The 20,797-nt window shown below is 72.7% G+C and carries 18 protein-coding genes; 11 read left to right on the top strand and 7 right to left on the bottom strand.

The genetic code is table 11. The features are described from left to right. Positions 1–236: 236 nt before the first annotated feature. A complete protein-coding gene (locus tag BV907_RS13420) occupies positions 237–788 on the top strand; it encodes a GtrA family protein (protein WP_077490203.1) in 552 nt (183 codons plus the stop codon). 79 nt (positions 789–867) lie between these two features. Beyond that, positions 868–2,616 (top strand): HNH endonuclease signature motif containing protein, encoded by a 1,749-nt coding sequence (locus BV907_RS13415; protein ID WP_139346766.1) that lies wholly within the window; start codon positions 868–870, stop codon positions 2,614–2,616. Positions 2,617–2,687: 71 nt separating this feature from the next. On the opposite strand, the gene BV907_RS13410 is transcribed toward BV907_RS13415, so the two are convergent. The 6 genes from BV907_RS13410 to BV907_RS13385 all read right to left on the bottom strand — a co-directional run bounded on the left by BV907_RS13410 (position 2,688) and on the right by BV907_RS13385 (position 9,349). After that, the gene (locus tag BV907_RS13410) at positions 2,688–3,845 is read right to left on the bottom strand and encodes a cysteine desulfurase family protein (RefSeq protein WP_077490201.1); all 1,158 of its coding nucleotides are present in this window, start codon (positions 3,843–3,845) and stop codon (positions 2,688–2,690) included. Then, on the bottom strand, positions 3,842–4,810 hold the full coding sequence (gene nadC / locus BV907_RS13405; RefSeq protein ID WP_077490200.1) for a carboxylating nicotinate-nucleotide diphosphorylase: 969 nt from the start codon (positions 4,808–4,810) through the stop codon (positions 3,842–3,844). The genes BV907_RS13410 and nadC overlap by 4 nt, the downstream gene beginning before the upstream one ends. A gap of 1 nt (position 4,811) precedes the next feature. Next, positions 4,812–6,587: an L-aspartate oxidase gene (gene nadB / locus BV907_RS13400; protein WP_245827959.1), complete on the bottom strand. Its 1,776-nt coding sequence runs from the start codon at positions 6,585–6,587 to the stop codon at positions 4,812–4,814. Continuing rightward, positions 6,584–7,903: a quinolinate synthase NadA gene (nadA, locus tag BV907_RS13395; RefSeq protein ID WP_077490199.1), complete on the bottom strand. Its 1,320-nt coding sequence runs from the start codon at positions 7,901–7,903 to the stop codon at positions 6,584–6,586. Before nadA ends, nadB begins: the two co-directional genes overlap by 4 nt. 58 nt (positions 7,904–7,961) lie before the next feature. Beyond that, on the bottom strand, positions 7,962–8,705 hold the full coding sequence (locus BV907_RS13390; RefSeq protein ID WP_077490198.1) for an NUDIX hydrolase: 744 nt from the start codon (positions 8,703–8,705) through the stop codon (positions 7,962–7,964). A 173-nt stretch (positions 8,706–8,878) separates the two neighbouring features. Continuing rightward, positions 8,879–9,349 (bottom strand): Lrp/AsnC family transcriptional regulator, encoded by a 471-nt coding sequence (locus BV907_RS13385; RefSeq protein ID WP_077490197.1) that lies wholly within the window; start codon positions 9,347–9,349, stop codon positions 8,879–8,881. Between the two features lie 359 nt (positions 9,350–9,708). Between BV907_RS13385 and BV907_RS13380 the strand changes: the two genes are divergently transcribed. The 5 genes from BV907_RS13380 to BV907_RS13360 all read left to right on the top strand — a co-directional run bounded on the left by BV907_RS13380 (position 9,709) and on the right by BV907_RS13360 (position 14,594). Beyond that, positions 9,709–11,097: an amino acid permease gene (locus BV907_RS13380; RefSeq protein ID WP_245827975.1), complete on the top strand. Its 1,389-nt coding sequence runs from the start codon at positions 9,709–9,711 to the stop codon at positions 11,095–11,097. Positions 11,098–11,356: 259 nt separating this feature from the next. Further along, entirely contained in the window at positions 11,357–12,382 is a 1,026-nt protein-coding gene (locus BV907_RS13375) for a thiamine pyrophosphate-dependent enzyme (RefSeq protein ID WP_245827974.1), read from the top strand. Then, positions 12,375–13,376: an alpha-ketoacid dehydrogenase subunit beta gene (locus BV907_RS13370; protein WP_077490194.1), complete on the top strand. Its 1,002-nt coding sequence runs from the start codon at positions 12,375–12,377 to the stop codon at positions 13,374–13,376. Before BV907_RS13375 ends, BV907_RS13370 begins: the two co-directional genes overlap by 8 nt. After that, positions 13,369–13,698 (top strand): biotin/lipoyl-containing protein, encoded by a 330-nt coding sequence (locus BV907_RS13365; protein ID WP_077490193.1) that lies wholly within the window; start codon positions 13,369–13,371, stop codon positions 13,696–13,698. The genes BV907_RS13370 and BV907_RS13365 overlap by 8 nt, the downstream gene beginning before the upstream one ends. A gap of 74 nt (positions 13,699–13,772) precedes the next feature. After that, positions 13,773–14,594: an alpha/beta fold hydrolase gene (locus tag BV907_RS13360; RefSeq protein ID WP_077490252.1), complete on the top strand. Its 822-nt coding sequence runs from the start codon at positions 13,773–13,775 to the stop codon at positions 14,592–14,594. Positions 14,595–14,690: 96 nt separating this feature from the next. Here the strand turns inward: BV907_RS13360 and BV907_RS13355 are convergent, their stop codons facing one another. Beyond that, a complete protein-coding gene (locus BV907_RS13355; protein ID WP_077490192.1) occupies positions 14,691–15,668 on the bottom strand; it encodes a CapA family protein in 978 nt (325 codons plus the stop codon). A 109-nt stretch (positions 15,669–15,777) separates the two neighbouring features. Between BV907_RS13355 and BV907_RS13350 the strand changes: the two genes are divergently transcribed. Genes BV907_RS13350 through hpaD form a run of 4 tightly spaced genes read left to right on the top strand, consistent with a single transcriptional unit; the run spans position 15,778 to position 20,796 of the window. Next, positions 15,778–17,340: a fumarylacetoacetate hydrolase family protein gene (locus BV907_RS13350; protein ID WP_245827958.1), complete on the top strand. Its 1,563-nt coding sequence runs from the start codon at positions 15,778–15,780 to the stop codon at positions 17,338–17,340. After that, a complete protein-coding gene (locus BV907_RS13345) occupies positions 17,337–18,041 on the top strand; it encodes a GntR family transcriptional regulator (RefSeq protein ID WP_077490190.1) in 705 nt (234 codons plus the stop codon). Before BV907_RS13350 ends, BV907_RS13345 begins: the two co-directional genes overlap by 4 nt. Before the next feature lie 50 nt (positions 18,042–18,091). After that, complete coding sequence (hpaE, locus tag BV907_RS13340) at positions 18,092–19,645, top strand: 5-carboxymethyl-2-hydroxymuconate semialdehyde dehydrogenase (protein WP_077490189.1); 1,554 nt, start codon at positions 18,092–18,094, stop codon at positions 19,643–19,645. 32 nt (positions 19,646–19,677) lie between these two features. Further along, positions 19,678–20,796, top strand: coding sequence for a 3,4-dihydroxyphenylacetate 2,3-dioxygenase (gene hpaD, locus BV907_RS13335; protein ID WP_077490188.1), 1,119 nt, complete (start codon positions 19,678–19,680; stop codon positions 20,794–20,796). Position 20,797: the final 1 nt, after the last annotated feature.

Below are 20,797 nucleotides of genomic sequence, written 5' to 3'. Positions count from 1 at the left end.
ACTCGCCCTGGACCCTCGCGGCCACCGCCGTCGCCTGCGCCCTCATGGTCATCGGCTGGTACGCCTCCCGGGAACGCATCCGCGAGATCGCCAAGGCCCGCGAGGGCTTCACCGGCGCCGCACCCGTCGTCGCCAACCGCCCAACCCGGTCGCAGTAGGCGCCCGGCTCCAGGTCTGCCAGCGCTGGGGATCCGGGCCTGATGGCCGGCCATTCACAGGCCTAGCCCACGGACTGCATGGCCGGCCATGAGAGGCTGGAGCTCGTGGACCAGCAGCGGACATTGACAGAGGCCCCGACGGGGCCGGAGCTTCAAGCACCGGACCGTCGGGGCCTCTCGGCGTCGCCGGGCGGCGTCGTCCGATGGCGTGCGTGGTCCCTGTGGCGAGTCCCACTCGTCCGCCAACTCACGCGCTTCGCGGGGGTCGGCGTCGTCTGCACTGCTGCCTCGCTCGCGCTCTACGCCCTGTGCCGGCCCTGGCTGGGTGCGCAGGCGGCGAACGCCGTCGCCCTCGTCCTGACCTCGGTCATGAACACGGGACTCAATCGGCGTTTCACGTTCAAGGTGCGTGGTCCGGGGCGCCTCGCCCAGGACCACCTCCACGGGCTCCTCGCCCTCGCCGTCGCGCTGGCCCTCACGGCCGGAAGCCTCGCGGCGCTGCACTGGCTCGTGCCCGAGGCCGACGTCGCGCAGGAGCTGTGGACGACGACGATCGCCGGCTGGGCGGCCACTGTGGTGCGGTTTGTGCTGCTGAGGAACTGGGTCTTCCGCCGGGCCCGCGACGCCTGACGGCGGTAGTGGCTCGGGGTAGCGCGCTCACCGCTCCTGGTCGCCGAGAATTGTCGGAGCCCTGTGCGAGGGTAGGTCCATGGCAGGGGAACAGGGATTCGATGAGGGGGCCGCCATTGGCGCACCCCTCCCTGGGCCGTCGCCTGTGCCCGACTGGGACCCGGACCTGGACGTGAACGAGCCCGAGGACTGGGATGACCTGAGCCCGGAGGACCTCGGGATCGTGGACCCGATGAGCCCGGAGGAGTTCGCCGCGATCTGCTCCGGGAAGGTGCGGTGGATCGAGGCCCCGCGGTTCGACCCGGCACTGTTCGACCCGCTCCCGGGTACGAAGGACGTGTGCCGGTGCGCCTGCGGCCATGCCCACCAGCCGCCCCCGGTCGGCCAGGAGCCCCCGGCGGCCGAACCCTCGGCGGCTGATGGCGAGGCCCCGGCCGAGGCCGAGGGTTGTGCCCTCATCGATGATGCCGGGGCCGTGCGTGATCCGTCGGACCCGGCCGGGCCGCCCACGCCGGAGGCGGCGATGGCGCAGATCCGGCTCGAGCGCGCCGCGGAGGTCCTGGACGCCCTCGAGGCCAACGAGGCCGACCAGGCCCGCCTCGACGCCAACAGGATCTTCCTCCTCGCCGCGCTCACCCGCGCCGAGGGCTCCTCCAGCGAGGTCCCCGTGGACCGGCTCGACGCCCCCGCCGTGGCCGCCTCCGAGGCCGCCGCGGTCCTCAAGCTCGCCCAGCGCACCACCCGGGCCATGGTCGAGGAGGCCCTCGCCCTGACCCACCCCTCCCTGGCCCCCGTCCTGGCCGCCATGCGCGCCGGCCGGCTCACCCGGCGCCGGGCCGCGGTCATCCTCGACGCCGCCATCCCCACCCCGGCCGCCCGCCTCGAGGAGTTCGCCACCGCCGCCGCGGGAATCGCCGCCCCCGATGACCCCGACCTGATCCCCACCCCCGGCGCCCTCGGCCGGCGGCTGCACCGCCTCGCCGAGGACTACGCCGACACGCCCCTGGCCGTGCGCAAGGCCAAGGCCCTCGCCGACCGGCGCGTGGACATCACCCCCTGCGGGGACGGCATGTGCCACCTCACCGCCCTCATCCCGCTCGAGACCGGCGCCCTCATCGACACCCGACTGACCGCGGTCGCCCGCTCCCTCCAAGCCCCCGACGAGGCCCGCACGGTCAACCAGCTGCGCGCCGACGCCCTCACCGACCTCCTCCTCGCCACCGGGACCAGCTCGGCCGGGGGCCCGATCGCGGGCGTGCGGACCGAACTCGTGGTCACCGTCCCCGCCGCCACCCTCGCCGGCACCAGTGACACCCCCGGGGAGATCCTCGGCTACGGGCTCATCGACTCCGAGGCCGCCCGGCGGCTCGCCGCGCAGACGAAGTTCTGGACCCGGCTCGTCGTCCACCCCCTCACCGGGGCCCCGCTGGCCATCGAGCGCACCCGCTACGCCCCCACCGCCGCCATGCGCCGCTTCCTCACCATCCGCGACGCGACCTGCACCTTCCCCGCCTGCGAGAAGCCCGGCCCCGCCTGCGAGGCCGACCACACCCACGCATGGTCCCAGGGGGGTGAGACCGACGTCGGAAACCTCGCCCTCCTCTGCCGAGAACACCACCGCCAGAAGACCCTCGGCTACTGGAAAGTCCGCCAGATCGGCGGCAGGCAAGGGATAGAACCGGAGACCGGGCAGGACTCCTCAGACAGCCCAGGCACCCCACCGCCCAAGACACCAGACAGTCCCCCACCGGGCACCCTCGAATGGACCGGCCCCTCCGGCCGGAGGCACAAGACCTACCCCCACAGCGACCCGCCCCCACCGTTCTAACGGGCTGGCTGCCTGCTGCGGCTCACCTCCCGAACCATCGCGGCTGATCACCGCGTGGCACTGCGAGTGATTCAGCGCATGCCGAGTCCAGCCACGACGTCGTGGGCCTCGATCACGGCGGCCGAGGCGGCGTCGAGCTCCTCGGCGGTCACGGTGCCGGGGAGCGTGAAGCGCACCGCTGTCTGGGCCACGGCGGGCTCGAGGCCGAGCGCGAGTAGGACGTGCGAAGGATCGCTCGAGCCGGCAGCACAGGCGGAGCCGGAGGAGCATACGACACCCCGCCGCTCGAGCTCGAGCAGCACCGACTCGCCGCTGACGCGCGGGAAGCAGAACGACGCGCTGCCCGGGAGCCTCTCCGTCGGGTGCCCCGTGAGCACCGCATCGGGAACGGAGTCGAGCACCCGCCCGATGAACCGGTCCCGCAGGAGCGCAAGCCGCTCCCCAGCCGTCGTACGCTCCTGCTCGGCGAGCCGCAGCGCGGTGGCGAGCGCGACGGCGCCCGCGACATTCTCCGTCCCGGAGCGCAGCCCGCGCTCCTGCCCGCCGCCGTCGATCAGGGGCTCAACGACCGTGCGCCCCGCGACGAAGAGCGCGCCGACGCCCTTCGGCGCGCCGAGCTTGTGCCCCGAGATGCTGAGGGCGTCGACGCCGAGCTCACCCACGCCGAGCGGGAGCCAGCCTGCGGCCTGGACGGCGTCCGTGTGGAAGGGGACGCGCGCGGCGCGGGCGACGGCGGAGAGCTCGGCCGCGGGCTGCACGGTGCCGACCTCGTTGTTCGCGTACATGACCGAGGCGACGGCCGTCTCGGGTCCGAGGAGCCCGGCCAGGGCCTCGGGCGCGACCCGCCCCTGGGCGTCGACCGGAACGACGTCGACGGCGAACCCGTGCAGGCGGGCGAGGCTCCGCGCGGACTCGAGCACTGCCGGGTGTTCGATGGCGCTCACGGCGATGCGCGTCCGGCGCGGATCGGCGGCGCGGCGCGCAAGCGCGATGCCCTTCACGGCAAGGTTGTCCGCCTCGGTCCCGCCCGACGTGAAGGTCACCTCCGAGGGGCGGCAGCCCAGGACGCCGGCGACCTCGGCCCGCGCGCCCTCGAGGGCCTCGTGCGCCCTCGCCCCGAGCTCATGGTGGCTCGACGCGTTCCCGAAGTCCCCCGTGAGGTAGGGCCACATGGCCTCGAGCACCTCACGGCGGACCGGGGTCGTCGCGGCGGCATCGAGGTAGATCATGGCCGGTCCGTTTCCCCGGGCTCGATCACGACGTCGAGGCCCAGATCCAGGTTGACGACGGAGTGGGTCAGTGCCCCGACAGAGATGACGTCGACGCCGGTCGCGGCGATCTCCGCGACGGTCGTGAGGTTCACGCCGCCGCTCGCCTCGACGATGGCCCGCCCGGCGATGAGCGCGACGCCCTCGCGCAGCTCGGCGGGCGTGAAGTTGTCGAGCATGATCGTGTCGACCCCGGCCGCGAGCACGGGCTCGATCTGCTCGATCCGGTCCACCTCGACCTCGACATGCGTCGTGTGGCCGAGGCGCTCGCGCGCGGCACGGAGGACCTCGGTGAGCCGCGAGGGGTCGCCGCCCGTGAGCACGGCGAGGTGGTTGTCCTTGGCCATGACGGCGTCGGAGAGGCTGAAGCGGTGGTTGCGCCCTCCGCCGCAGCGCACGGCGTAGCGCTCGAGCTCCCGGAGGCCGGGCGTCGTCTTGCGCGTGTCCACGATCCTGGCCTTCGTCCCCGCCGTGAGCGCGACGTACTGTGCCGTGAGCGCTGCGATCGCACTCATGCGCTGGAGGAGGTTGAGCACGACCCGCTCGGCCGTGAGGATGGCCCTGGCTTCCCCGGTGACGCGCGCGAGGACCGTCCCGGGGCCGAAGGCCTCCCCCTCGGCGACGAGGAGCTCGACCTCGGCCGCGGGGTCGTGGAGCCGGAAGCCGGCCTCCGCGATCGGCCCGCCCGAGAGCACGCCGGCCTCGCGGGCGCGCAGCTCGGCCGTTGCGCGGGCGCCGGCGGGGATGAGCAGGAGCGACGTGAGGTCGCCGCTCGGGGTGTCCTCGGCGTAGGCGGCCTCGAGGACGCGTCGCACGGCGGCGGGCGCCAGCGGGACGGGGGCGAGTGGGATGGGGGCCGGGGCGAGCCTGATGGGGGCCGGCGCCGGGGCCGTCGTCGCGGAGGGCGTAGGGGCTGCGGGTGTCATGTCAGGCGGTCCTTCCTGCCAGCGCGGGCTGGCGGACGACGCCGATCCTCGCCGACGCTGCGGTCTCGCCGAAGAGCTGGTCGCCGACGGCGGTGAGAGGGTCGGCGCGGCGCGCGAGGCGCCGCTGGGGGAAGTCGAGGCGGAAGTGGGCGCCGAGCGACTCCTCGCGCGCCGAGGCCGCTGCCGTGAGGAGCCGGCCGAGGGTCAGGAGGTTGGCCGTCTCGGGGTCGTCGGAGGACCACGCGCCAAGCGTCCGGGCGAGGCGTGCGAGTCCGTCCGCGTCGCGCAGGACCCCGGCGTCGGCCTCCATGGCAGCCGCGAGCCTCGCCCGTCCGGCGTCGCCGGAGAGGAGCTCGGGCGACGCGCTGAACTCGGGCTCCTGGAGCTGGTCGTCGCCAGGCAGGGGCAGCCGCGCCCCGCCCGCTTCCCCTAGGAGGCCGGTCCGGGCGTCCGCCGCGGCAGCGGGCCACGCGAGCGCCTCGCCGGCCAGGAAATGCTCAACGGCCCGCGCGGCGAACACGGCGCCCTCGAGCAGCGAGTTCGAGGCGAGACGGTTGGCCCCGTGGACCCCGGTCCGCGCGGCCTCGCCGGCGGCGTAGAGGCCCGGGATGCTCGTCGCGCCATCGAGGTCCGTCACGATGCCGCCCATCCAGTAGTGGGCGGCGGGCCCGATCGGGAGCAGCTCGCGGCGCCAGTCGAAGCCCGCGGCGCGGGTCATGGCGTCGAGGCCCGGGAAGCGCCGAGCGAGGAACCCACGGCCGTGGGCATCCTCGAGCCCGGTGGCGTCGAGGAACGCCTGACCGTGCCCGGCACGGCGGTGCAGGGCGAGGGCGCGGGAGACCGCGTCCCGGGGCGCGAGCTCGCCGAGCGGGTGGTAGTCGGCCACGAAGCGGCGGCCGCGGGCGTCCCGGATCACGGCGCCCTCGCCGCGCACGGCTTCGGAGACGAGCTGGGAGCGCAGCCGCCCGTCGGGGCCCACGGTCTGGAGGGCGGTCGGGTGGAACTGGTAGAACTCGAGGTCGGCCAGGAGCGCCCCGGCGCGGAAGGCGAGCGCGACGCCGTCGCCCGTCGCCACGGCCGGGTTCGTCGTCTGGGCGAAGAGCTGGCCCGCTCCCCCGGTGGCGAGGAGGACGGCGTCGGCGTCGAGGACGTGACGGGCGCCCGCGGCCACGTACTCCACCCCGGCGACCCGGCCGGCGTCGAGCACGAGCTCGGTGGCCATGGCGCCCTCGACGATCTCGACCCGGCCCTGCGCGGCGAGGAGGCGGACGGCGTCCGCGAGGGCGCGCGTGATGCCCGCGCCGCTCGCGTCGCCTCCCGCGTGCAGGATCCGCGGGAAGGCGTGCGCGGCCTCGAGGCCGAGGGCGAGCCGGCCGTCCGCGCCGCGGTCGAACACGACGCCGTGGGCCATGAGGCCGTCCACGGCCTCTGCGGCGCGGGCGCACATGGCCTCGACGGCGGCCCGGTCCCCGTGCCCCGCACCGGCGGCGAGCGTGTCGGCGACGTGGCTCGCGACGGTGTCGCCCGGCGCGCGCTGCCCTTCGGGCAGCACGGCGGCGAACCCGCCCTGGGCGAGCATGCTGTTGCTGTCCTCGAGGCCCGCCTTGGTGAGCAGGACGACGTCGGCCGAGGGCGCGCCCGCGCTGGGTGCAGCAGCGCGGATCGCCGCGACGAGCCCGGCGACGCCGCTGCCCACGACGACAAGGCGACGGGTAGGCGTCGTGCGGGACCGCATGGTGCGCCCCGGCGCCCCGAGCCGCAGCGGCGTGCTGGTCACGGCCGCGCCGCCAGCATGCGCTCGAGGGCCACGCGCGCCGTCCCGGCGACCTCGGCGGGGACCTCGATGCGGTTGCGGACCTCGCCCTCGACGAGGCCCTCGAGGACCCAGGCGAGGTAGCCGGGGTGGATCCGGTACATCGTCGAGCACGGGCAGATCACCGGGTCGAGGCAGAAGATCGTGTGCTGCGGGTACTCGGCCGCGAGGCGGTTGACGAGGTTGATCTCGGTGCCGATCGCGAAGACCGTGGGCTCCTCGGCGCGGGCGATCGCCTTGCGGATGTAGTCGGTGGAGCCGTACTCGTCCGCGGCGTCGACGACCTCCATGGGGCACTCGGGGTGCACGATGACGCGCACGCCTGGGTACTCGGCGCGGGCCTTTTCGATCTGGGCGACGCTGAAGCGCTTGTGCACGGAGCAGAAGCCGTGCCACAGGATGACGCGGGCGTCCTGGAGGGTCTCAGGATCGGTGCCGCCCCAGGGCTTGCGCGGGCTCCACATCGGCATCTGCGCCAGCGGCACGCCCATGGCCTTGGCCGTGTTGCGGCCCAGGTGCTGGTCCGGGAAGAACAGGACGCGCTGAGCCCGCTCGAAGGCCCACTCGAGCACCGTGGCGGCGTTCGACGACGTGCACACGATCCCGCCGCGCTCGCCGCAGAAGCCCTTGAGCGCGGCCGAGGAGTTCATGTACGTCACGGGGATGACCGGGACGCGGCCATCCTCGTCCGGCTCGGTGCCGAAGAGCTCCTCGAGCTGGGCCCAGCAGGCCTCGACGGAGTCGATGTCCGCCATGTCCGCCATCGAGCAGCCGGCCGCGAGGTTGGGCAGGATCACCGCCTGGTCGTCGCGCGAGAGGATGTCCGCGGTCTCGGCCATGAAGTGGACGCCGCAGAAGACGATGGCCTCGGCGTCCGGCCGGGTCAGCGCGGCGTTGGCGAGCTGGAAGGAGTCGCCCACGAAGTCGGCGTGCTCGACGACCTCGTCGCGCTGGTAGAAGTGGCCGAGGACCACGACGCGGTCCCCGAGCGTGGCCTTGGCCGCGCGGATGCGCTCGTGCAGCTCGGCCTCGGGCGCGTCGCGGTACTCCTGCGGCAGCTGGCCCTGGCGGGGCGTCGAGGCGGGGGCGACGTCGCCGACTGAGGCGCCGGGGCCGTAGGCGGGCAGCCCGCGCAGGGCCTCGGCGGCGTCGAACTCCCACGGGCCCTTGGCGAGGTCCGCGCCACACGTGCTCCCCGCGGACGCGCCGGGGCTTCCCTTGAGCCCGCGCTCCGCCTCGGCGCGGGTGATGAGGCTGATGCTGGTGGCGACCGAGGTCATGGCGTGCTCCTGGTGGGGGGTGCGGACGAGGGACAGACGAAGGGAAGGAGAAGGGGAATCAGAGGCCGCGCGGGCCCGTGTAGCGGTAGAGGCGTGGGGGGCGGTGCCGGCCGCCCTCGAGGTAGTGCTCGGTGGCTTCGAGGTCGGCGGTGCCCTTGAGCTGGCGGCGGAAGTTGGCGGGGTCGAGGCTGCGGCCGAGGACGGCCTCGTGCACCTCGCGGAGCTGGGCGAGGGTGAACATCTCGCCGAGGACGTGGTACGCGACCTGCGCGTACTCGATCTTGTTCCGGAGGCGCCAGAGCGCGTAGTCCACGATCTCGCGGTGGTCGAACGCCAGCTCTGCGGGTCCGCCGTGCGAGGGCTCGGCGGGGTGCCACGCGACGTTGTCCCGCTCCTCGCCCAGCTCTCCCCCAAACTCCGTCTCGTGGGCCCGCACGAGGGCCCAGTAGACGATCGAGACGACGCGCTGGCTCCCGATGTCCGGGCGGTTGGCGCGCCGCAGCCCGCCGAAGGCGTAGAGCTGCTCGAGGTAGGCCGGGTCGAGGCCCGTCGTCTCGGCGAGGTTCCGACGCGCGGCGTCCTCGAGGGACTCGCTCGCGGTGAGCGGGCCGCCCGGGAGGGCCCAGGATCCGCGGTAGGGCTCGCGGACCCGTCGCACGAGCGGCACCCAGAGCGTCGGCCGGCCGTCGGGGGCCGGTTTGAGCGCGAAGATCACCGTGGAGATGGCGAGCGACGGCGGGAGCTGCGCGCGCTCGGCGACGTTAGCGCCGCCGACGGCGACCGGGAACGGCGCGGGGGCCATGCCACCTCCTCAGGCTGGGTGCGTGCAGTGAGGCCTGCGTCGGAACGTCGCTGCGCCTTCACCGCTAGTTAAAGTCAAAATGACTTTAAGTGATCATACGCGCGGGCCGCGCGCCGGTGCAACATGATGACGCGCACGCGAGCGCGTGCGTCGTCCTGTGCACGCGCGGCTCGTCAGCGGCGCGCGGCGGCCTCGAGGAGCGGGAGGGTGCGGCCCTCGAAATGCGTGTTGAGCACGATCACCGAGGACGAGCGGACCACGGCCTTGGTTGCGGTGACGGCGTCCAGCACCCGCTGGAGGTCGGCGTTGGACCGGGCGGCGACCCGGGCCATGAGGTCGCTGTCCCCCGAGACGGTGTGCACCTCGAGCACTTCGGGAATTCTGGCGAGCGCTGCGGCGACGGCGTCGTGCCCGAAGTCCTGGTGGATCGTGAGCGCGCAGTACGCGACGACCGGGAAGCCGAACGCCCGGGGCTCGGGCTGGGGCGCCCAGCGGGCGATGACACCGCTCGAGACCATGCGGTCGAGGCGGGCCTGGACCGTGGCCCTGGCGACCTTGAGGATGCGCGAGGCCTCGAGCACGGACATCCGCTGCTCGTCCGTGAAGAGCCTCACAATCCGCGCGTCCAGCTCGTCGACCTTCATGGGGCCCTCCGTCCCTCGTCCTGCCCCCGCGGGGCGGTCGGCACGATGCTACAGATTGATGCGCCACCATGCATGCACTGCGCAATATGTGTAGCTGGAGCGGCGGGTTGGGACCGAGACTGCACAGGATGCACAGGGGCGTGAGATGCACCACACACGCCGCGGCGAAAGGCGCTATCGTCATCGACGTCCTCTGGCCCGCGGCGCCCATCCGGCGCCCGGGCACCGCACTCCGAAAGACGGATATGACAGCAATGCACACTGCAGACGGGCTCGCGACGCAGGCGTCGACGGCAGCCTCGTCCACGGCCGGGCCCACCGAGGCCCGGCCGACGGCGGACGCCCGGCTCGGTCACTCGATGTCCCCGCGGCAGCTCACCATGATGGGCCTCGGCAGCGCGATCGGGGCTGGCCTCTTCATCGGCTCCGGCGCCGGCATCCAGGCCGCAGGGCCCGCCGTGCTCGTCTCCTACCTCGTGGCCGGGACGCTCATCATCATCGTGATGTGGGCCCTCGGCGAGATGGCCGCCGCCAACCCCAACAGCGGCGCCTTCTCCGTGTACACCTCCAAGGCGCTCGGCAGCGTGGCCGGCGCCACGGTGGGCTGGCTCTGGTGGCTCCAGCTCGTCGTCGTCATCGCCGCCGAGGCACTCGGGGCCGCCGGCCTGCTCTCGACGCTCGTCCCGGCCGTGCCCGTCTGGCTCATGGCTCTCGTCTTCATGGGCGTCTTCACCGCCGTGAACCTCACGGGCGTGAAGAACTTCGGCGAGTTCGAGTTCTGGTTCGCGCTCCTCAAGGTCGTCGCGATCGTCGTGTTCCTCCTCGTCGGCGCTGCGCTCCTGTTCGGCTGGATCCCCGGCGCCGAGTCGCCCGGGCTCGCCAACCTCACGGCGGACGGCTTCGCGCCGAACGGCCTGGCAGGCATCGCGACGGGCCTGTTCGTCGTCGCCTTCGCGTTCGGCGGCACGGAGATCGTCTCGGTGGCCGCGGCCGAGACCCGCGACCCCGCCAAGAGCGTCGCCAGGGCGGTCAAGACGGTCGTGGCCCGCATCCTCGTGTTCTACGTGGGCTCGATCTTCGTCATCGCCGCCGTGGTCCCGTGGACGTCGCCCGGGCTCAAGAGCCCGTTCGCGGCCGTGCTCGAGGCCGCCGGGATGCCCGGCGCCGCCTCCGCGATCACCCTCGTGGCCGTCGTCGCCCTCCTCTCGGCGCTCAATGCGAACCTCTATGGCGCCTCGCGCATGATCTTCTCGCTCGCCGAGCGCGGGGAGGCGCCGCGCGCCCTCGTCTGGCTCACGGGGGCGAAGGTGCCCGCCGTGGCTGTCCTCGCGTCCGTGGCCTTCGGCTTCGTCGCGACCGTCCTCGAGCTCCTCTTCCCCGAACAGGTGCTGCCGCTCCTGCTGAACTTCGTCGGCTCGACGTGCCTCGTCGTGTGGGGCTCGGCGCTCGTCTCGCAGTTCGTGCTGCGCCGGCGCGCGGATCGGGCGGTCGCCCAGGGCGGGGCAGGCGACGACAGCGCCCAGGATGTCCTGCCCCTGCGCATGGCGGGCTTCCCCTGGCTGACCGGCGTCGGCATGGCGCTGCTCGCGGCGATCTTCGCCGTCGGCCTCGCAGCGGAGGACTCGCGCGGGCAGCTCCTGAGCACCTTCGGGCTCGTGGCCGTCATCGCGGCGGGCAGCTGGCTGCGCCGACGCGCCGCGGGCTCGAAGGCGGGCGCAGACCGGGAGATGGAGCCCTCACAGGGCTGATCCTCAGATGCACCACCGACCCGGCGGCCGCCCCTGCGGGCGGCCGCCGGGCGGGCAGCCGGGCAACTGCGCACGGTGACCTGTGACGCAAGGCACAGCGCCCCTCGAATGGACAGACTGTCCAGTCGCTGAGGGATTGCTTGAACACCGTGCGCGGCGGCCCTACCTTGAGGCCATGCAGCGCGTGCAGGGCCTCGGCCGATCGGGAGCCGCAGGCAGCGCGGCTCCGCCGGTCCCCGAGCTCCCCGCGGTGCCGCCCATGACCGCCCCGGAGCTGCGCGAGGTCTACCGCCTCATGAGCTCGGTCCGCCGGCTCGACGAGGCCGCCGTCGCGTGGCAGCGGCAGGGCATCCTGCCCGCGTATGCGCCTCTGCTCGGACAAGAGGCGGCGCAGGTCGGCTCGGCGTTCGCCGTCGACCGCGAGCGCGACTTCCTCTTCCCGACCTACCGCGAGGCCGGCGTGGCCCGGACCCTCGGCGTGGACATGGTCGAGTACATGTCCACCCACAGGGCCACGTGGCACGGCGGCCTGTGGGACGCGGCGGAGCACCGGCTCGCTCCGATCCAGGCGGTTGTCGCCGGGTCCGTGCTGCACGCCGTCGGCTGGGCGCACGGCCAGCGCCTCGCCGCGGCGTCGCCCGGAGACCCGCAGGACCCGGTGGGCGGACTGGGTGTCGCCGTTGCCTACCTCGGCGACGGGGCCTCGAGCCAGGGCGACGTCCACGAGGCCATGAACATCGCGGCAGTCTTCGCCGCCCCCGTGGTCTTCTTCGTGCAGAACAACGGCTGGGCCATCTCCGTGCCGACCGAGCGCCAGGTCGCCGGCGGGAGCGTGGCCGCCCGCGGCGCCGGATACGGGATGCCCGCGCTGCGCATCGACGGCAACGATGCCGAGGCCGTCGTCTCAGCGACGCGCCGCGCCCTCGCGTACGCCCGCGCCGGCCGTGGGCCCGTGATCGTCGAGGCCGTGACCTACCGTCGCGGCCCGCACTCGACGGCCGACGACCCTGGCCGCTACCGCACGCTCGACGACGAGCGGCGCGACGCCGGCGCCGACCCGCTCGAGCGGCTGCGGGCGCGGCTGCTCGGCGAGGGCCTCGCGAATGAGGCGTTCGTCGCCGAGTGCGACGCGGCTGCCGCGGCGGAGGCCGAGGCCGTGCGCGAGGGCGTCCTGGCACTCGGGCCCCGCCCAGGCGCAGAGATGTTCGACCTCGTCTTCGCCGAGCCCACGGAGGAACTGCTGCGCCAAAAGGCTCAATGGCGCAAGGAGTCCGAGCATGGCTGAAGCGATGGCACCCGCAACCCGCGAACTGTCCCTCCAGCAGGCGCTCAACCTCGCGCTCTCCGAACTCCTCGCCGAGGATCCGAAGGTCCTCGTGTTCGGCGAGGACGTCGGTGCCCTCGGCGGCGTCTTCCGCGTGACGGACGGCCTCGCGGCCAAGCACGGCTCCGAGCGCGTGTTCGACACGCCCCTCGCGGAGTCCAGCATCCTCGGCCTCGCGATCGGGCTCGCGATGGCCGGGTTCCGCCCCGTGCCCGAGGTCCAGTTCGACGGCTTCGCCTACCCGGCCATGAGCCAGATCGTCACACAGCTGGGCCGCATGCACTACCGCTCCCGCGGCGCCCTGCGGATGCCCGTCACGCTCCGCGTGCCGAGCTTCGGCGGCATCCGTGCACCCGAGAACCATGGGGAGAGCCTCGAGGCCGTCTTCGCCCACGTCCCGGGCCTCAAGGTCGCCTGCCCCGCCGACCCGCAGCAGGCCTACACGCTCCTGAAGGCGGCGGTCCGCTCCGACGACCCGGTGATCTTCATGGAGCCGAAGTCGCGCTACTGGCAGAAGGGCGCGGTGGTCACCGAGTCGGCTGACTGGGCCGGGGCGCGGGTCGCCCGCGTGGGCCGTCACTTAACCCTCGTCGCGTGGGGCGCGATGGTCGCGCGCTGCCTGCAGGTCGCCGAGCTCGCCACGGAGGACGGCGTCGACGTCGAGGTCGTGGACCTGCGCTGGCTCAAGCCGATCGACACCGAGAGCCTCGCGGCGTCCGTCGGGAAGACGCGCCGCGCCGTCGTCGTGCACGAGGCACCGCTCACGGCGGGCCTCGGGGCGGAGGTGGCCCAGCGCATCACCGAGCGCTGCTTCGGCACGCTCAGGGCGCCCGTTGAGCGCGTCACAGGGTTCGACGTACCGTATCCGTCAGGCGACCTGGAGGACGAGTACATCCCGAGCATCGACCGCATCCTGTTCGGCATCCAGCGAGTATTGGAGTACAGGCGTGGCTGAGATCCCCTTCCCGCTCCCGGACCTCGGCGAGGGCCTCATCGAGGCGACCGTCCTCGAGTGGCTCGTGGCCGAGGGCGACCAGGTTGAACGCAACCAGCCGCTCGTCGAGGTCGAGACGGCCAAGTCCGCGCTCGAGCTCCCCTCGCCCCAGGCAGGGCGGGTCCTCAAGGTGTACGGCGCCCCGGGCGAGGTCATCCCCGTCGGAGACCCGCTCATCGTGTTCGAGGTCCCGGACGACGCCGCGGGCATCGTCGGCACGGTGCCCGCCGACGGCGCGCCGACGCGCCGCGTGCGCCTGAGCGCGAACCTGGACGATGACTGAGGGCGCAGACTGGGCACAAAAGCCGACTGGGCAGAAAAGCAGTGCAGACACCGAGGGAAGAGGGACTGATGGCGATGACGACAGGGCGGCACACCGGAGCCGCGGCCCACCACACGGTCGAGGGCACGGATCCCGGGCTCAACGTGGTCACTGCGGTTCCGGAGTCCCCCGCGGCGCTCCCACCCGTCCTGCTCATCCACGGCTTCGCCTCCTCGGTCGAGCTCAACTGGGACAAGAGCGGGTGGATCCAAGCGCTCCTCGAGGCCGGGCGGCGGGTCATCGCCGTCGACCTCCCCGGGCACGGGGCGAGCAGCGCGCCTGAGGACGTCGACTCGTACACGCCGAGCCGGATCCGCGCGGACCTGCTCCAGATCGCGTCCGACGCCGGCGCCCGGCCGATCGCTGACGGGCACCCTGACAGCGGGCTCGACGTCGTGGGCTACTCGCTCGGCTCGCGCCTCGCGTGGGAATTCGGGGCGACGCAGCCCTCGCTCGTGCGGCGGCTCGTGCTCGGCGGCCCGAGCAGCCGGGACCCCCTCGCGGAGTTCGACCTCGTCGCGGCCCAGCGTTTCCTCGCCGACGGCACGCCGATCGAGGACCCCTCGACGGCCACGCTCGTGTCGATGGCGCAGGCTTCCCCCGGCTCGGACATGTATGCCCTGCTCTCGCTCGTCGAGGGCGTCAAGGAGGAGCCGTACGATCCGGGCGAGGCCGTGCCGCGGCAGCCCGTCCTCATGGTCGCCGGCGAGCGGGACGAGCGGGTCGCGACGATCGAACGGCTGCGCGAGCTCGTGCCCCACGCCGAGGTCCTCATCCTCCCGGGGCGCACCCACGTCAACGCCGTGACGGCACGGGCCTTCAAGCACGCGGCGATCGAGTTCCTGGCCCAGTCCTGATCCGGGGTCACCTCCCAACGTTGCGGGGTCACCTCCCTACGTTGCGGGGTCACCTCCCAAGGATCCGGGGTCACCCGGATCCGGCACCTAGAACCATCAGCCATCGGCGAAGCGGATCTCGAGGCATCGCTCGGCATCGAGCCATCGGGCCTCTGTGCCCAGCTGGGCGCTCCGCCGCTGCATGCGCCGGGCTATCCACTGCGCCTCCGCGCCCGCCCTCCTGACCTGCAGGTCCGCGATCACCGTGGGAAAGAGGCGCAACCAGGTGGGCGCGCCGTCGTCCACCTCGAGCAGGAAGAGGAAGGACTGGTCGTTGCGTTCGATGTCGTCGACCGCGTAGTCGTCGACGAAGTCCCCCGCGCTGTAGACGACAGGCTTCCCCCGGTACACCTCGACGCCGCGGAAGATGTGGGCGGAGTGCCCGAACACGGCGTCCGCCCCCGCGTCGACAAGCGCGTGCGCGAGGGCGGCGTGGTCCGGGGGCACGGCCGTGCCCCAGTTCGGCCCCCAGTGGGCCGAGAGCACGAGGAAGCCGACCTCGCCGCGGACCCTCTGCACACCCTCGACGAGGGCGCGCGTGCGGGGATCGGCGAGGTCCGTGGGCGCGTGGAAGATCCCCGGGGTCACGGCGCCCGCCGCCCATCCGGGCTCATTGTCGGTGAAGGCGAGGACCCCCAGCGTGGTGCCCCCGGCGGTGACGGTCGCCGGCCGCTGGGCCTCCGCGGCGTCGAGGCCCGCACCTGCGCGCCGGATGCCGTGGGCGTCGAGCAGGGGCAGCATCTCCCGGAATGCGTCGAAGCCGTAGTCGAGCGTGTGGTTGTTCGCGAGCGAGACGACGGTGATCCCCGCGGCCTCGAGGCACGCGACGTTCTTGCTGTCGGAGCGGAAGTGGAAGACCTTGCCCGGCCACGGCGAGCCGCCGTCCGCCATGACGCATTCGAGGTTCGCGAAGCGCACGTCGGCCTGGGCGAGGATCGGCAGGAGGTCACCCCAGACATACGCGGGTTCCACGCGCCGCAGGCGCTGGTTCACAAGGCGGCCCAGCATCACGTCCCCCATCATCCCGATCCTCATGAGCGCCTCCTGCTGGCTTCCATGGTGCGCGTCACTCTGCCCCTTGAACCACCCCGAGACTTCGTATACGATTTTCGTATACGATCCGAGACGCGAAGGAGAGGCCTCCGTGGAGCACCTCACGCAGGAAGACCTGGACGCCGCCGGCAAGGTCATCGCCGTCCATCTGAACTACCCCAGCCGCGCCGCCCAGCGCGGGCGCACCCCCGCCGTCCCCTCGTACTTCCTCAAGCCCGCGACCTCTCTCGCGCTCCACGGCGCCGAGCTGCGCCGGCCGCAGGGCGTCGAGCTGCTCACGGTCGAGGGCGAGGTCGCCCTCGTGATCGGGAGCCGCGCGCGCAATGTCTCGCTCGAGGACGCCTGGCAGCACGTCGGCGCTGTCACCGCTGCAAACGACGCGGGGCTCGCCGACCTCCGCTGGCCGGACAAGGGCTCGAACCTCCGCTCGAAGGGCGCCGACGGCATCGCGCCCCTCGGCCCGGCCCTGCTCCCTGCCCAGGAGCTCGACCCGCACGCCCTCCGCGTGCGCCTGTGGATCAACGGCTCCCTTGTCCAGGAGGACTCGACCGCGACCCTGCTTTTCCCGTTCGCGCAGCTCGTCGCGGACCTCTCGCGCCTCATGACCCTCGAGCCCGGCGACGTGATCCTCACCGGCACCCCGGCCGGCGCGACCGTGGCCCAGCCGGGTGACCTCGTCGAGGTGGAGGTCGACGGCGAGGCGGCCGACGGCGCGCACCTCACCACCGGGCGGCTCGCCAACAAGGTGGTCGAGACGAACCAGGCCCTCGCGCCCTTCGGCGCGATGCCCAAGATCACCGACGCAGACCGCATCGACGCCTGGGGCTCGGCGCAAGCGGCCGGACTCGAGGCACCCGAGGAGGCCACGCCGTCGTCCGCCTCCGCCGGCGAAAGCACGGCCGGCGAGCCCGACACCCGCCCCGCGAGCGTCCTCAGCCCCGAGCTCGAGGAGAAGCTGCGCGGCGTCGGGACCGCGACCCTGAGCGTGCAGCTGCGCCGCCGCGGGATGCAGAACTGCCACATCGAGGGCCTGACCCCGACCAAGCCGGGCGTCAAGGTCGTGGGCACCGCGCGGACCCTTCGCTACGTCCCGGCCCGCGAGGACCTCTTCAAGGAGTTCGGCGGCGGCTACAACGCGCAGAAGCGCGCGGTCGACTCGCTGCGCCCCGGCGACATCCTCGTCATGGACGCCCGCGGCGAGAAGGGCTCAGGCACGCTCGGCGACGTCCTCGCCCTCCGCGCCCAGATGCTCGGCGCCGCGGCCGTCGTCACCGACGGAGGCATCCGGGACCTCGGGCCCGTGAGCGCGATGGACCTCCCCGCATGGGGCGCGACCGGCCACCCCGCGGTCCTCGGCCGCAAGCACGTCCCCTGGAGCGTCGACGACACCATCTCGTGCGGCGGCGCGGCGGTCGTGCCGGGCGACGTGATCGTGGGCGACGAGGACGGCCTCGTCGTGATCCCCGCGCACCTCGCCGCGGAGGTCGCGGACGACGCCGTCGCCCAGGAGCGCGAGGAGGCGTGGGTCGCGGAGCGGGTCGCCGAGGGGCACGCCGTCGACGGCCTCTTCCCGATGAACGCCCGGTGGCGCGCGGCGTATGAGGAGCACGTGCAGCGCCTTCAGCACGGGCAGGACACGGCGGGACGGTCATGACCACCGCGGCTGAAAGCGCAAGCAAGGCTGCCGGTAAGGCGGTCAGCAAGTCGGGACTCGCCTACGACTGGCTGCACGAGCAGATCGTCGCGGGCGACCTTCCCCCGGGGGCGCGCCTCGTCCTCTCCCAGGTCGCCGAGAAGCTCGACGTCTCGGTCGTCCCGGTCCGGGAGGCCGTCCGCCGTCTCGAGGCCGAGGGGCTCGTGACGTTCGAGAAGAATGTCGGTGCCACCGTCGCCGGCATCGACCCGGTCGAATACCTCTACACGATGCAGACCCTGAGCCTCGTCGAAGGCGCCGCGACGGCGCTGTCCGCCCCCGCCGTCGGCCCCGCGGACATCGCGAGGGCGCGCGAGGTGAACGCACGCATGCGCGAGTGCCTCCACGACTTCGACCCGGTGCAGTTCACCGCGCTGAACCGAGAGTTCCACAGCGTGCTGTTCGAGCACTGCCCGAACCCGCACATCCTGGACCTCGTCCACCGCGGCTGGAACCGGCTCAAGGCCCTCCGCGGCTCGACCTTCAGCTACGTGCCCGAGCGGGCCGCCGAGTCCGTCGAGGAGCACGAGCAGCTGCTGTCCCTCATCGAGCGGGGCGCGCCGACGGCCGAGGTCGAGCTCGCCGCACGGCGCCACCGCTCGGCGACGCTCGACGCCTACCTCGCCCGGACCGGGGAGAGCCCCGGCTTCCCGACCCTCTAGCCCACCCACCACGACGACCGGCAACCTGACCCGCACCAGGAGCGACACCCATGAGCAAGCACTTTGTCCCCGAGAACCTCCCGACCCATCTGAAGCACTACATCGGCGGAGCATTCGTCGACTCGATCGGCGGCGAGACCTTCGAGGTCCTCGACCCGGTCACCAACACGGCCTACGCGACCGCGGCCTCGGGACAGAAGGCGGACATCGACGCCGCCGTCGCCGCCGCCCGCGAGGCGTTCGTCAATGGGCCGTGGCCGCGCATGAAGGCCCGCGAGCGCGCCAAGGTGCTCTACGCAATCGCCGACGCCGTCGTGGCACAGGAGGACCGCCTCGCCGAGATGGAGACCTTCGACACAGGCCTGCCAATCACCCAGGCCCGCGGCCAGGCCCAGCGCGCGGCGGAGAACTTCCGCTTCTTCGCGGACCTCATCGTGGCCCAGCACGACACGGCGCTCAAGGTGCCCGGCACCCAGCTGAACTACGTCAACCGCAAGCCGATCGGCGTCGCCGGCCTCATCACGCCGTGGAACACGCCGTTCATGCTCGAGTCCTGGAAGCTCGCGCCGTCGATCGCCTCGGGCTGCACCGTGGTACTCAAGCCAGCCGAGTTCACCCCGCTCTCCGCCTCCCTGTGGGCGCAGATCTTCGAGGACGCCGGCCTCCCCGCTGGCGTGTTCAACCTCGTCAACGGCTTCGGCGAATCCGCGGGCGATGCGCTCGTCAAGCACCCGGACGTCCCGCTCATCTCCTTCACGGGCGAGTCCTCGACCGGCCAGACGATCTTCCGCAACTGCGCCGAGCACCTCAAGGGCATGTCGATGGAGCTCGGCGGCAAGTCCCCCGCCGTCGTCTTCGCCGACGCCGACCTCGACGCCGCGATCGACTCGACCCTCTTCGGCGTCTTCTCGCTCAACGGCGAGCGCTGCACGGCCGGCTCGCGCATCCTCGTCGAGCGCAGCGTCTACGACGAGTTCACCGAGCGCTACGCCGAGCGGGCCAAGAACATCGTGGTCGGCGACCCGTCCGACCCGAAGACCCAGGTCGGCGCCCTCGTGCACCCCGAGCACTACGCCAAGGTCATGAGCTACGTCGAGATCGGCAAGGAGGAGGGCCGCCTCCTCGCCGGCGGCGGCCGCCCGGAGAACCTGCCCGAGGGCCAGGAGAGCGGCTCCTACGTCGCCCCAACTGTGTTCGCCGACGTCAAGCCGGACGCACGGATCTTCCAGGAGGAGATCTTCGGCCCGGTCGTGGCGATCACGCCGTTCGACTCGGACGAGGAAGCCCTGTCCCTGGCCAACAACACCCGCTACGGCCTCGCCGCCTACATCTGGACCAACGACCTCAAGCGCGCGCACAACTTCGCGCAGTCGGTGGAGGCGGGCATGGTCTGGCTCAACTCGCACAACGTCCGCGACCTCCGCTCTCCGTTCGGCGGCGTCAAGGCCTCGGGCCTCGGCCACGAGGGCGGCTACCGCTCGATCGACTTCTACACCGACCAGCAGGCCGTGCACATCACGCTCGGCGACGTCCACACGCCCAAGTTCGGCGCCGCCCCGGTGGCCGCCGACGTCGTCGCCGCCTCCTCCACCAACGACCAGTAACCCGGCCCCCCTTCTCGAGGAAGAGAACCCCCATGACCGCGAACGCCCAGCTCCCCCACCCGCCCATCCCCACCCCCTCCGTCCCAGCCCCGGACATCGTCCGCTGCGCCTACCTGGACCTGGTCGTCACGGACCTGGCGAAGTCCCGCGACTTCTACGTGGACCTGCTCGGCCTGCACGTGACCTACGAGGACGACGAGGCGATCTACCTGCGCTCGTTCGAGGAGTTCATCCACCACAACCTCGTCCTCCGCAAGGGCCCCGTGGCCGCGGCCGCCGCCTTCTCCTACCGCGTCCGCACCCCGGAGGACGTCGACCGCGCCGAGGCGTACTACCAGGAGCTCGGCTGCCGCACCGAGCGCCGCAAGGACGGCTTCGTCCGCGGCATCGGCGACTCGGTGCGCGTCGAGGACCCGCTGGGCTTCCCGTACGAGTTCTTCTACCACGTCGAGCATGTCGAGCGCCTGCACATGCGCTACGACCTCTACTCCGCCGGCGAACTCGTGCGCCTCGACCACTTCAACCAGGTCACCCCGGACGTCCCCCGCGGCCGCGCCTACCTCGAGGGCCTCGGCTTCCGGGTCTCGGAGGACATCAAGGACTCCGACGGAGTCACCTATGCGGCGTGGCTGCACCGCAAGCAGACGGTGCACGACACCGCGCTGACGGGCGGCGACGGCCCGCGCCTGCACCACATCGCCTTCTCGACCCACGAGAAGCACAACATCATCCAGATCTGCGACAAGATGGGCGCCCTGCGCATGTCCGACCGGATCGAGCGCGGCCCCGGCCGCCACGGCGTCTCGAACGCCTTCTACCTCTACATCCTCGACCCGGACGGCCACCGCGTGGAGATCTACACGCAGGACTACTACACGGGCGACCCGGACAACCCCACGATCACGTGGGACGTCCACGACAACCAGCGCCGCGACTGGTGGGGCAACCCGGTGGTGCCGAGCTGGTACACCGAGGCCTCGCTCGTCCTGGACCTGGACGGCAACCCGCAGGAGGTCGTCAAGCGCGAGGACAAGTCCGAGATGGCCGTGACCATCGGCGCCGACGGCTTCTCCTACACGCGCGCCGGGGACGAGTCCGGCTCGTACCACGGCGAGGCGTCCAAGGGCTTCAAGCTGGGAAGCCAGGTCTAGC

The sequence above is a fragment of the Sinomonas mesophila genome (assembly GCF_001999765.1).
GTDB lineage: Bacteria > Actinomycetota > Actinomycetes > Actinomycetales > Micrococcaceae > Sinomonas > Sinomonas mesophila.
This window is presented reverse-complemented; position numbering and strand designations above follow the sequence as displayed.